This is a genomic window from Phytoactinopolyspora limicola, assembly GCF_011320225.1.
GTDB lineage: Bacteria > Actinomycetota > Actinomycetes > Jiangellales > Jiangellaceae > Phytoactinopolyspora > Phytoactinopolyspora limicola.
This window is the reverse complement of record NZ_JAAOEN010000005.1, coordinates 80,126-92,661: the sequence shown is the minus strand read 5'-3', so window position 1 is coordinate 92,661 and position 12,536 is coordinate 80,126. Positions and strand designations below refer to the sequence as shown.

General features: G+C 66.2%; 10 protein-coding genes. 6 read left to right on the top strand and 4 right to left on the bottom strand.

Annotation, left to right across the window (positions count from 1 at the left end; all coding sequences use genetic code 11):
- The first annotated feature begins 109 nt into the window (after window positions 1-109).
- A complete protein-coding gene (locus tag G8760_RS14445) occupies window positions 110-1,240 on the top strand; it encodes a fatty acid desaturase family protein (protein ID WP_166352307.1) in 1,131 nt (376 codons plus the stop codon).
- A gap of 36 nt (window positions 1,241-1,276) precedes the next feature.
- On the opposite strand, the gene G8760_RS14440 is transcribed toward G8760_RS14445, so the two are convergent.
- Both G8760_RS14440 and G8760_RS14435 read right to left on the bottom strand, forming a co-directional pair.
- Window positions 1,277-2,737, bottom strand: coding sequence for a C40 family peptidase (locus G8760_RS14440; protein ID WP_166352305.1), 1,461 nt, complete (start codon window positions 2,735-2,737; stop codon window positions 1,277-1,279).
- Between the two features lie 192 nt (window positions 2,738-2,929).
- Window positions 2,930-3,379, bottom strand: a complete 450-nt coding sequence (locus G8760_RS14435; RefSeq protein WP_207782362.1) for an Lrp/AsnC family transcriptional regulator — start codon at window positions 3,377-3,379, stop codon at window positions 2,930-2,932.
- Window positions 3,380-3,514: 135 nt separating this feature from the next.
- Between G8760_RS14435 and ddaH the strand changes: the two genes are divergently transcribed.
- The 3 genes from ddaH to G8760_RS14420 are packed head-to-tail and all read left to right on the top strand — an operon-like array spanning window position 3,515 to window position 5,806.
- Window positions 3,515-4,318 carry a dimethylargininase gene (gene ddaH, locus G8760_RS14430; RefSeq protein ID WP_211198977.1) on the top strand — a complete coding sequence of 268 codons (804 nt, stop codon included), beginning with the start codon at window positions 3,515-3,517 and terminating at the stop codon, window positions 4,316-4,318.
- Between the two features lie 15 nt (window positions 4,319-4,333).
- Window positions 4,334-5,560 (top strand): ornithine--oxo-acid transaminase, encoded by a 1,227-nt coding sequence (gene rocD / locus G8760_RS14425; RefSeq protein ID WP_166352299.1) that lies wholly within the window; start codon window positions 4,334-4,336, stop codon window positions 5,558-5,560.
- Window positions 5,561-5,620: 60 nt separating this feature from the next.
- Window positions 5,621-5,806 carry a hypothetical protein gene (locus tag G8760_RS14420; protein WP_166352296.1) on the top strand — a complete coding sequence of 62 codons (186 nt, stop codon included), beginning with the start codon at window positions 5,621-5,623 and terminating at the stop codon, window positions 5,804-5,806.
- A gap of 247 nt (window positions 5,807-6,053) precedes the next feature.
- Here the strand turns inward: G8760_RS14420 and G8760_RS14415 are convergent, their stop codons facing one another.
- Window positions 6,054-6,416 (bottom strand): cupin domain-containing protein, encoded by a 363-nt coding sequence (locus tag G8760_RS14415; RefSeq protein ID WP_166352294.1) that lies wholly within the window; start codon window positions 6,414-6,416, stop codon window positions 6,054-6,056.
- Between the two features lie 34 nt (window positions 6,417-6,450).
- Between G8760_RS14415 and G8760_RS14410 the strand changes: the two genes are divergently transcribed.
- Window positions 6,451-7,314 (top strand): helix-turn-helix transcriptional regulator, encoded by an 864-nt coding sequence (locus G8760_RS14410; protein ID WP_166352292.1) that lies wholly within the window; start codon window positions 6,451-6,453, stop codon window positions 7,312-7,314.
- Between the two features lie 4 nt (window positions 7,315-7,318).
- Here the strand turns inward: G8760_RS14410 and G8760_RS14405 are convergent, their stop codons facing one another.
- Complete coding sequence (locus G8760_RS14405; protein ID WP_166352290.1) at window positions 7,319-8,410, bottom strand: WD40/YVTN/BNR-like repeat-containing protein; 1,092 nt, start codon at window positions 8,408-8,410, stop codon at window positions 7,319-7,321.
- A gap of 249 nt (window positions 8,411-8,659) precedes the next feature.
- On the opposite strand from G8760_RS14405, the gene G8760_RS14400 reads away from it, so the two are divergent.
- The gene (locus G8760_RS14400) at window positions 8,660-12,493 is read left to right on the top strand and encodes a lamin tail domain-containing protein (protein WP_166352288.1); all 3,834 of its coding nucleotides are present in this window, start codon (window positions 8,660-8,662) and stop codon (window positions 12,491-12,493) included.
- The last annotated feature ends 43 nt before the right edge of the window (window positions 12,494-12,536 follow it).

Sequence of the window (12,536 nt, the reverse complement as noted above, 5' to 3'; positions counted from 1 at the left end):
TCAATCGAGTCACCACAATCAACCATGAGCGCCGGCCCATCCGGCGCGCTTCGCCGTACCAGTGGATCCACTGCTAAGGCTTCGTCGATACACAGAACGGTGGGTTCCCATGACCCCTGGAACATCGTCAACAGCCAACGCATCTGACCTGCCAGTCAGTGACACGACGGCCACGCTGCCGGGTTTACCCGCCGGCTCGAGGCGCGAACGTTATATCAGCAAATTCGCTGAGCTGTCTCACGAGATCAAGGCATCTGACCTGCTCAAGAGGCGATACGGTTACTACTGGACGATGATCGTCTTGATGACGCTGGCCTTCGCCGGGGTATGGGTGGGGTTCGCACTCCTGGGCAATTCCTGGTTCCAGCTCATTCTGGCCGCCGTGCTGGCAGTGGTGCTCACCCAATTCGGCTTTCTGGGCCATGACGGCGCTCACCGCCAGATATTCGCCTCACATCGGTGGAACGAATGGTCTGCGCGGGTATTCTCAGGCCTGTTCACCGGACTGAGTTATGGGTGGTGGCTGACCAAACACAACCGCCACCATGCCAATCCCAACAAGGTCGGATCGGATCCTGATATCGGTGCCGGGGCTTTGGTTTTCACGCCCGACGACGCTCGCCGTCGGACCGGTCTGGCCCACCGGTTCGCCCGCAGGCAGGGCTACCTGTTCTTTCCGCTGCTCCTCCTGGAAGGTTTGGCGCTGCACGTGGCCAGCATCCAGCGGGTCGCGAGCCGGGAGGCCTTGAAACATCGGTGGACCGAGGCGTCGTTCTTGGCCGTTCGCCTGGGTGGCTACCTCACCGTGCTACTGATCGTGCTGCCACCGGGAAAGGCGGCGGCGTTCTTCGGCATCCAGATGGGGCTGTTCGGTCTGCTGCTTGGTGGATCGTTCGCGCCGAATCACAAGGGTATGCCCATTGTCCCTATCCACGAGAAGACTGACTTCCTGCGCCGTCAGGTGCTGATGTCCCGGAACGTCAGCGGCGGTTGGGCCACTGACTTCGCGCTCGGGGGGCTGAATTACCAGATCGAGCACCATCTGTTCCCGAGTATGCCGCGCCCGAACCTCCGGCGGGCCCAGCCCATCGTGCGGGAGTTTTGTGCACGTCACCAGGTTGCCTACACCGAGACGAGCCTGTTCGGTTCCTACCGGATCGTCGTACGTTATCTGAACCGCGTCGGACTCGGCGCCCGAGATCCATTCGCCTGCCCGTTGGCCGCCGAATACCGGGCATGACGATCACAGCACCCTAGGCCCAGACACCGGCGCGGCTCACGGGACCCGGCCGTAGAAGGCGGGGTCACGCCAGTAGAAGACGTTCTGGACTTCCACGTCCTTGCCGGGCCGGGGCGCGTGGATCATTTGGCCACCGCCGATGTAGAGGCCGACGTGGTAAACCCCGGACTCTTGCCCGTTGTTCGACCAGAAGATCAGGTCACCGGGCTTGATCTGCGAGTACGGCACGCGGGTGACCATTCGCGCTTGAGCGACGCTCCAATGCGGCAGCGACTTCCCGCCGGCCTCCCAGGCCCGCATGGTCAACCCGGAGCAGTCGAAGGCGTGCGGCCCTGAGCCGCCCCACTGATACGGCTTGCCCACCTGCTGGCGGGCGTAGGCGATGGCGGCATCGGCGCCACTCGGCGGATCCGGTGGCGGTGGTGTCGGGGTGGAGGTGGGCGTGGGCGTGGGCGTGGGTGTCGGGGTGGGCGTCGGCGAGGGCGTGCGGGTCGGTGTGGGCGACGGCGTACGGGTAGGAGTAGGCGAACTCGTCGGCGTCGGGGTGGGTGTCGGCGACGTCGTCGGCGACGGTGTCGGTGTCGGTGTCGCGGTGGGGGTGGAGGTGGGCCGGTCGGGTTCGCCGTCTGGCTCCTCGTCTGGCTCGCTAGGCGGATCCTCGTCAGGGTCCTCGGTCGGCTCTCCGTCCTGCGATCCGTTGTTGTCGTCATCGCGAGCTCGTCGTTCCCGCTCCGCCGCCTCGTCCTCGGCCAGCGCCTCCTGACGTGCCTGTTCAAGCGCGAACGTGGTACCACGAGCGGTCGCCAGCTCACCAAGGAGCCGTTGCCGCTCCAGTTCGGCGGCGACGGCGGCCGCTTCGTGCTCGGCGGCCAGGCGAGTGGCCGACTGGTACGCCTGCTCGGCACGGTCGGCGGCCCGGTCGCGTTCAGCGACGGCGTGCCGGGCCACAGCGGCGGCCTGGTCCGCGATCTCGTTGGCCGTCCGGGCGGCGTGGAAGGCGCCGGCCTGAGACTCAGTGACCGAACGGAATGCGGCGACGCCGTCCACAAGCGACCGGTCGTCGTCGGCGGAGAAGATCATGCCTAGATGCGCCAGTTCACCGCCGTGCCGGTAGGACGCGGCGACGACCTCGGCCAGCAGTTCCTGTGCTTGCTCGGCTTGGTGGGCCGTGTCGGCGGCGTGCTCGCGTGCGGTGTCTTCGAGTTCCTCGGCCTCGGCGAGGTGCAACCGTGCGCCGTTGTACGCCTCGGCGGCACTCGCGACCTCGACGTGCATCTCGTCGAGCTCGGCGGCAATGGCCGCCAACCGCCCCTCGGCTTGGGCGACGGCATCGCCGGCGTGTCGCTCGGCCTGTCGGGCGTCCTCGAGTTGTTGATCCGATGGCCGGGTGGGATCGGCCGCGACGGGTGCGACGTGGCCAACGGCGACGAGACCAGCGAGCACTCCGATGAGTACACCACCGACCCGCGGCACCGCGGCTCTTCTGTCATTTCGCACGTGGGCCGACCTCCCCGCCGTCAGGCATCACAGGAGACGAGATTAGCCACTCTCGTCACGCAAGAAAACACAGATCACAAGAAACCCACCCGCCACTCGGCGTGTCGACTTGACGAAACACAAGCGTGTAATTCTTAACGACGCTGGTCGGCGCCCCGCGACGCGCCAGGGCCCCGTCACATGAATCGCGTCTCACATACTGAGAATTTCCCGGCGGAGCAGCGGCGACAGCACCAGAACGCTGCGAGTACGAGCAACGAACGGTTCCGCCGAGATCTCGCTGAGGACACGCTCGAAATGCTGCATGTCCGCGGCGAACACGTGGAGCAGCGTGTCGGCGTCGCCGGTCACCGTGAACGCCTCGATGACCTCGGGATAGGCCTCGACCCGGCGGAGCACCTCAGCACCCGATGTGCTGCGGCTACAGAACAGTTCGACGTACGCCTCAGTTGTCCAGCCCGTGAGCGCTGGATCGACCTTCACCGTGAAGCCACTGATCACGCCACGCTCGCGCAACCGGTCGACGCGGCGCTTGACGGCGGGAGCCGACAAGTTGACCTCCGCACCAACGGCGCCATAACTGGCCCGGCCGTCGGCCATGAGCGCCTGGATGATCCGCCGATCGAGGTCGTCGATGTCCACCATGCCATCGTGTCGTAGAACATCGCAGCAACGCAACGTTCAGCATCTAAACAGCCTCACAACGCAACGAATCTATGCCCAACGCGCAACAGAGCGGTATAGCGTTGCGGCACACCAAGAGCCTAGATTCATCGTGTGACCAGCATCGATTCGCGGCACTATCTGATGTGCCCACCCACCTACTTCGACGTGACCTACGCCATCAACCCATGGATGGACCCGGCCCGGTCGGTGGACCGCGAGCTCGCCATCACCCAATGGACCACCCTGCGGGAGACCTACGAGAGCCTCGGCCACCGCGTCGACGTCATCGACCCCATCCCTGGACTGCCAGACATGGTCTTCACCGCCAACGGAGCTTTCGTCGTCGGCCGCCGTGCTCTCGGCGCCCGGTTCCGCGAACCGGTCCGCGCCGCCGAGGCGCCCGCGCACCGGGCCTGGCTCGCCGACCGCGGCTATGAAGTACACCTGCCCCAAGCCGTCAACGAGGGTGAAGGCGACCTGGCCTGGACCGGCAAACACATCCTGGTGGGCACTGGTTTCCGGTCGGCATCGGATGCCCAGGCCGAGATCGCCGGCGTGTTCGGCGTCCCGGTGATCGCCCTGGAGCTCGTCGACCCGCATTTCTACCACCTCGACACAGCGCTCACCGTGCTCGACGAACACACCATCGCCTACTACCCGCCAGCGTTCTCCCAGGCCAGCCAGCGGCAACTGGACGCGCTCTACCCGGAAGCGGTGATCGTCGGAGAGGGCGACGCGATGGTCCTCGGCTTGAACGCCACGAGCGACGGCCGGCACGTCGTGATGGCGGCCCAGGCCGAGAAGATGGCCGAACAGATCTCCAGCCTTGGGTTCGTCCCGGTTCCCGTGGACGTTTCCGAGCTACTCAAGGCCGGTGGCGGGGTCAAATGCGCCACCCTAGAACTACACAAGTAGACGAGGAGAACCACGATGACCGAAACCGGCCGTGCCACGGAGCTGATCGCCCTCACCGAGCGCAGCACCGCGCACAACTACCATCCGCTTCCGGTCGTCATCGCCGACGGCGAAGGCGCCTGGGTTACCGACGTGGAGGGACGGCGCTACCTCGACTGCCTCGCCGCGTATTCCGCGGTAAATTTCGGCCACCGGAATCCGGAGATCGTCGCCGCGGTCAGAGAGCAGCTCGACCGAGTTACCCTCACCAGCCGTGCGTTCCACCACGATCAGCTCGGCCCGTTCGCGCGCGAGCTAGCCGACCTCGCCGGCAAAGATCTCGTCTTGCCCATGAACACCGGCGCCGAAGCGGTAGAGACGGCTATCAAGGTAGCGCGTAAATGGGGTTACGAAGTTAAGGGTGTTCCGGAAGATCAGGCCACGATCATCGTCGCCGACGGCAACTTCCACGGCCGCACCATCAGCATCATCAGCTTCTCTACCGATGCCACGGCACGCACTCATTTCGGGCCATTCACGCCCGGCTTCCGGGTGGTTCCGTACGGGGACCCGCCGGCGCTCGCCGACGCCATCGACGACACGACGGTGGCGGTGCTCATCGAACCGATCCAGGGTGAGGCCGGAGTCGTCGTACCACCCGACGGATACCTGTCTCAGGTACGCCAGCTGTGCGACGCGCGCGGGGTGCTCTTCGTCGCCGACGAAATCCAGTCCGGGCTGGGCCGGGCCGGCACCACCTTTGCCTGCGACCACGAAGACGTCATCCCCGACCTCTACATCCTGGGCAAGGCGCTCGGCGGTGGCATCGTTCCGGTCTCCGCTGTGGTCGGCAACAACGATGTGCTCGGTGTGATCCACCCCGGCGAGCACGGCAGTACCTTCGGTGGCAACCCCCTGGCGTGTGCCGCCGGCCGTGCGGTCGTCAGCATGCTGAGCACCGGCACCTGGCAGCGCACCGCCACTGAGCTGGGTCGTCATCTGTTCGACGGGTTGTCTCAGCTTGCCGACAAGGGCCTCCTGGAGGTCCGGGGACGGGGCCTGTGGGCCGGCATCGATATCGACCCCGATCTCATGAGCGGCCGGCAGGCTTGTGAACACCTACTGGCGGAGGGAATTCTGGCCAAGGACACTCACGGCTCCACCATCAGGTTGGCTCCACCGCTCGTCATCACGGCCGAAGAGATCGACCTGGTGGTCGACGCGTTGTTCCGGGTCCTCACCGGGAAGGGCGCGGCGCGCTGAAGAATTCGCTGCCAGCGATACTGGCTGACGTTGTCACCGTGCACGGAGTAATGTAGCGATGTGGGGAAATCATCGAAACACGACATCTCTGTTTTCCAGGTCAACCCATCCGTGTGGGCACAGGCACTCGAATTGGCCGACGGCGACGGCCGACGTATCGAAGTACGCGGTGAATTCGACGTCGTCGTACATAACGAGCCGCTTGCTCCGCATGAACGGGTGAAATTTACCGCCCAAGCCGACTAACGATACGCGTCCTCGGTGCTTACGCTCGGACCATGCTGGGCACCCCCGCACCGGATGCTCGCGCTCGCGCCGGCACAGTGGTGTGTCGTGCCGGAGATCCGCGTCCGACGTTGGTATTCAGCCCGAAGAGATGGGTGCATCACGAGGCGCCGGCCGAGGTCGATGCGGTGCATCGATCGACGACGGCAACGCGCCCAGGCGCCGCCTGGGCGCCACATTACGATGCGCTGATCTCCGGTGCACGACGTCAGCGTGTGCGTGCATACGTGTCCGCACCGGCGAGGTGCAGCGAGACGTACATTTCCTCGCCCAGCACCCAACTGTCGTGCCCCGGCGGTATGGAGAAGAAGTTCCCTTCGCTGAGGACGATCTCCGTCCCGTCGGCCATGGAGACAGCGGCTTTGCCGCACAGGACGAACCCAATGTGCGGCGTTTGGCAGAGCTCGGTGCCCACGATTGGGCCGACATGCTCACGCCAATGCCAGCCCGGCTCATACGTCGCCTGGCCGATCTCCTGACCACCGACCCGGAAAACCTCGAAACGGCCCAGCGGAAACTCGGTCGTTTCTGTTGGGTTGTCGATATTCACAAGCTCCAGAGGTAACGTCATAAGACGTTTCTAACCACGATTCGGAGTTCGAGTCTTGGACGAAAATGCGGCGTTGGGCCGGACCACAGTAGGTGAGTCAGAACGAGGTCCGTCAACTCTGAGTGAGCGGGCGCGCTTCATCCGTCCTTCGTCGCTGCCGGGTGTTGAAGCTCTGCACGCGACGTTCGTCGCGCACCGGTACGCGCCACACCTACACGATGGCTGGACCGTGGCCTACGTCGACCGTGGCGCGGCCGGTTTCGATGTCAACCGGGAGTTCCACACCGCAGCCGCCGGGCATGTCTTCTTCATACCACCATGGACGGTTCACACCGGGCAGCCAGCCACACCAGACGGCTACACCTATCGAGTTCTGTACGTCGACGTCGAATCAGCCGACCGGTTCGGGAGCCGGCTGGCCACCAAAACGGCCGTGCGCGAGCTACCTACAGTCCTCCAGCACACCGGCCTGGCGGCTGCCCTGCACACGCTGCACACAACGCTTCAGGATCAGCATTCGGCCCTGGAACAGGGCGAGAGCCTCGCCGCGGTTGACACCATGCTGGCGCCGCTGCTCGCGGCCCACCCCACCACGCGTCGTACACATCCAGCTGTTGAACAAGCTCGCGACTATATCCGAGCCAACTGGCGCGACGACTTCACCCTGCACGAACTCGCCGAGGCCTGCCACCTGAGCCCATCTCATTTGACCACCCTGTTTCATCGGCAGGTCGGGGCGCCACCCTCGGCGTATCGACGGTCGGTGCGGGTGTTGCACGCCAAGCGGCTCCTGCGCCGCGGAGAGTCCATCGCGGACGTGGCGTCGCACTGTGGGTTCTACGATCAGCCCCACTTCAACCGCCATTTCATCCGCGCTACCGGGTTAACGCCCCGTGTCTACGCCGCACGCACACGTTGATCGTTTACGGCAGCGTCGCCGCCCGGACACACAGCACATCGGGCAAGTGTCGCACGACCTCAGACCACGTCTCGCCTTCGTCCGCGCTCGCGTAGACCGAACCATCGCGGGTCCCGACGTACACCCCGGCAGCCTCCGGTACATCGTCGGTAGTGAAAGCGTCGCGCAGCACCGAAGCGTAGAAAGTGCCAGCCGTACTGACCGTCGCCTTCTTCCATGAGACGCCCGCGTCGTCGGTGCGCCATACCTGAAGGGTCCGATCCGGTGGGACCCGCTCGATGTCCGCCGTCAGCGGAACCACCCACGCCGTATCCGGGCGATGCGGGTGCGCGACGACGGGGAATCCGAAACTGGACGGTAGACCGTCGGCGATGGGCGTCCAGCTCGCGCCGCCGTCGTCGGACCGATACACGCCGGGGTGGTTCTGGGCGAAAAGCCGGTCCGGGTTGCCGGCGTCGCGGGCGACCTTGTGGACGCATTGTCCGTACTCGGGCGGCTCGCCGGGGAGGAAATCAGCGGAGATGCCGGTATTCGAGGGGTTCCAGCTTGCCCCACCGTCGTCGCTGACATACACCCCGCCCGTGGACATCGCCACCATGATGTGGGCGTCGTTCACCGGGTGCGGGAGGATCGTGTGCAGGGCCTGACCACCACCGCCGGGCTCCCAGGTCGGCCGGTGGGGGTGGTCCCACAGCCCCTGACACAAGGTGAAGGTCTCGCCGCCGTTGTCCGAGCGCCACAGCGCCGACGGCTCCGTGCCTGCCCACACCACACCGGGCCGCTGCGCGGTGTCCGGGCGGATCTGCCACACCGCCTCTACCGACGCGCCCAGGTCGGCCGGGAACCGGATACCACTGCCGTCGGGTGCTTCACTCCACGTCGCACCAAGGTCATCGGACCAGGACACAGACGGCCCCCAGTGGTCATAACTGGCCCCGACGAGTAGCCGCGTGCGCCCGCCGCGGGCATCCACGGCGCAGGCGGCCACTGATTTCATCAGCAGATGCGGACCGTCGACGGCCCAGGTCCGCCGATCCGAGCTACGCAGCAGCCACAATCCTTTGCGAGTGCCGACCGCGACTAGCACCTCGCTCATGGCCACCACTCTCCTACGCCGAGCTGCCCTTCTGAGCACGAATACTGCCAGGATTAGGCCGAACGTCAAGGGGTGAAGACACTCGATATGCATGAGTACGTCGTCGGCCGTTCAGGCATCGTGCCTTGACGAGGCGGCACCCGTCCGCGAGGCTGGCGCCCACGTGAACCACCAGGGCGGTCTGGGGCGATTTGTGCATTCGAATGGCCGTGCCGCGCTGGTGGCCTCGAACGACACGGGAGGGTCGACGTGCGGTTCATCACCCGACGAGGAGACCGGCTGCGGCTGGGGCACGGATTGACAGAAGCCAGCGACGCAACCACACTCCGGCGAACAACGCGAGGATGGGCCGCCGTAGCCGCCGCCATGACCATCACCGCTGCTGGCCTGACTACAGCTACCGGTGCTCCGCCCGCCGGCCAGGCGGCCGGAGCCCCCGCGGGTGCGCCTGCCGCCACCGCTACCACGGCCGACACCACTGGCGTCGTCATCACCGCGTTCCGTACCCGCGGGCCAGGCGGCGCTTTCGACGAGTTCGTGGAGGTACGCAACCTCGGCCACGAGCCCGTGGACATCTCCGGATGGGCACTCCAGGGCTGCGCCACAGGCAGCGGCAACCCCAGCACCCGGGTGACGGTCCCCACCGGCACCACGGAGATCACCCCCGGTGGATACTTCCTCTTTGTCAACCCAACACAAGACCAATACAGCGGCGGCACCACCCCTGACCTCACGTTCAGCACCGGCATCGCCGACGGTGGCGCGAGCGGAGTCCGCCTGGTAGACGGCGACGGCGCGATGGTCAGTGGCGTCGGCACCACCCACCCGGACTCGCAATGCGCCGAAGGCGGCGGCTGGGCCACGTCGTTCCCTACGTCCAGCCCGTACGACCTGGTCCGTGTGGGCGACCGGACGGATGAGACCCAGGTAAGTGGCGTCAACGCCGATGACTTCGCGAACGCCGCGGTCACCCCCCGGAACTCGACGTTCGACCCCGATGAACCACCGCCAGGCGATCTCAGCCTCGAGTGCACGGCGCCGTTCACGGTCACGGCTGGTTATTCCGCCGCCGACGGGCCCTTCGTCGATGGCAAGGCGATTACCGCCTCCGCGATCGGCGGTTCCGGTGCGCTCACCTTCGCGGTTACCAGCGTCGACCCCGCTCCCGCGGCGGGTGAGGTCAGTGTCACCGCAACCGACGACGGCACCGCCGAGATCCGGTTCAGCGACGACGTACCTGGCCTCGACCCCGCGCGATCGCCGGGTGTCTACTCGGTCACCACGTCGGTGACCGACGGCGACGGCGAGACCGCCACCTGCACCGTCGACGTCCGAATGGTGCCCGTGCTCAACATCGGCCACCTACGAGGAGTGGTGCCCGACGACACCAACGGTCGTCTGCACGTCTCGCCTTACGCACTGGGTTCGCCGATCTTCCAACCGGGTGACCCGATCGCCGTTCAGGGCGTCGTGACCCAGCTGACGATGGAGGAGAACCCCAACGGCTTCGACTTCCAGGGTTTCTTCATCCAGAGTCTCGACGCCGACCCCGCCGGCATCGACGGGTTCGACCCCGACGCCCCGGTGTTTACCGATGGTGATCCGCGCACGTCAGATGGTCTGTGGGTGTCCACCGGAACGTTCCCGACGGTGCGCCCCGACACCGCGACGTCGGTGCCGATCGGGCAGCAGTACCGACCTCAGCTCGGCGACGTCGTCACCCTGCGCGGACCGGTGGTCGAAGACTTCCAGCAGACGGTCCTGCAGAACCCGTTCGTCGTCGACGTCACCACCCCGGTGGACACCGGCGTCGATCTGGCGGCACATATCGCCGTCGTCGAGGTCGACCCGCCGGACGACATCCAGGAGGCGTCGGTCTACTGGGAGCGCCTGGCCGGTATGCAGACGGAGGTCCCCGCCGGCAGCGTCGTCGTCAGCGGCAACGACGTCTTCGCCCCGTCCACCAGCGAGTTCTGGGTCATCCGCGGTGACCACCCGGTGGCATTGCGGGATGATCCAGCTCACCGCCGCGTCTTCCGCGACTACCACCCCCTTGCCCACAACGGGCCGCACGACCTGACCCAAGGTCCGGGTGACCAGAACGGCTATCGCATCGTTTTGGGGTCGTTCGGTCTCAAAGCCGCCGCCGACGACGCCACGACGACGATCGCTCCGGCCCGTAGCGGCGACACGCTGAACGACGCGGTTCGCGGCGGACTGTTCTACAGCTTCGACAAATACCAGGTGATGGTCGACGAGCAGCCGGACCTGCAGCGCGGCGCGGATCCATCGGCGGCCAGCCTGCAGGCGGTCGAGGGCTTCGACCCGGATACCGAGTACTCGGTGATGGTGTACAACGTCGAGAACCTCTACGACTTCCGGTCCGACCCGTTCAGCGGCTGTGACCTCGATCCCGACGTCGTACCCGAAGGCCAGCAGCCCACCAGCACCTGTACCGCCGACGAACCCGGTGGCTCGACGGTGCGCCCGCCGTTCACCTATGCGCCGCGCAGCCAAGAGCAGTACGACGCGCACCGCGTCGCTATCGCCGAGCAGATCCTGCACGCCCTACAGGCACCGGACGTCATCACCATTCAGGAAGCCGAGAAGCAGGACGTGTGTGTCCCGGTGTATGACGAGGCCAGCCCGGCCGACTCTGCTATGGACTGCGATCTGTCCGCCCCGGAGGCGGGTGAGGACATGACAACCACCGAACGCGGCTCTGGGGCACCGGACACCATCGAAGAATTGGCGCTGGAGATCTTTATCTTGTCCGACGGTGCGGTCCGCTACGAAGCCTCCGGCGATGCGGTCAACGGGCGCGACGTGCGGGGCATCACCCAGGGTTTCCTGCACCGTGTGGACCGGGTGGAGCTGGTTCCGGCCGACGAGTTACTCGCCGACCCCGTGCTGGGTGATGGCGACGCCGTCGACATTCCGTACCCCGAGATCAACGAGCGCACCGAGCTGGCGCCCTGGGTCAAAGAGGCCGCGAATCCCAAGGCGGTCAACGCCGTGCTGGCCGACGATGTGCCGGTGCAGGACGGTGGCCGCTTCCCAGATACGGGGTACGTGTTCACCCGGCCCGCCCAAGTGGCCAAGTTCCGGCTTTATCCTGAAGGTGTCGGCAACGGCACCTATGTTGAGCGCTACGTCACCTCGAACCACATGTCCGCCGGGCCGGACGGCCGGGTGGAACAACGCACCGAACAGGCCCGGCTGAACGCGGCCGTGGGTGAGGCGGCCCGTACGGACGGCGGGCAGGTGCTGGTCACGGGCGACTTCAACGTCTTCCCGCGCCCGGACGATCCGTTCCCGGCATTCAAGACCGACCCGGATCGTGCCCCCAGCGATCAGCTCGCCGCGATGTACGAACGCGGCTTCACCAACCTGCACGACGTCATCCTCGACGAGGCGCCGGAGAACACGTACAGCTTCGTCTTCCGCGGTGTCTCGCAGATTCTCGACCACGTCTTCGTCGACGACGCCACCCTCGACGAGTTGGTCGTCGCGCGGTTCGTCCACGTGAACGTGGACTACCCGGCAGGTGTGCCCGACTTCGAGCCGGGCCGCGGTGCATCCGACCACGACCCGCTGTACGCGAGGTTCCGGTTCGCGCCGGACGGCGAGCCGGAATGTACGTCGACGGTGACCGGTGTGCACGTCGGTCCGCTCTCGGTGTCGGCTGGCGTCACCTGCCTAGCGGCTGCGTCGGTGTTCGGACCGGTGACGGTCGCGGCTGAGGCGAGTGTGGTTTCGTCGGACGGCACCCGGATCACCGGCCCGGTCCGAGCCCGCGATGCCGCGGCGGTGACCCTCTGCGGCACCACGGTGGCTGGGCCCGTCTCCCTGTCCGGGAGCTCGGCGGTGACGCTCGGCGACCCGGAGGCCAACTGCGCCGGCAACGTGATTACCGGACCGGTCCAGATCACCGGAACCGCCGGACCAACCGTCGTCGCTGGAAACGCGATCGTTGGACCGCTGAGCTGCCGGGACAACGACCCGGCCCCGGTGGATCAGGGGGCGCCCAACACCGTGGTGGGTCCGGCGAGTGGCCAGTGCCGCAACCTCACCACCCCCTAACCCTCCTCCCCATGATCATTGGCTTTTGACTACCGGATCCGGT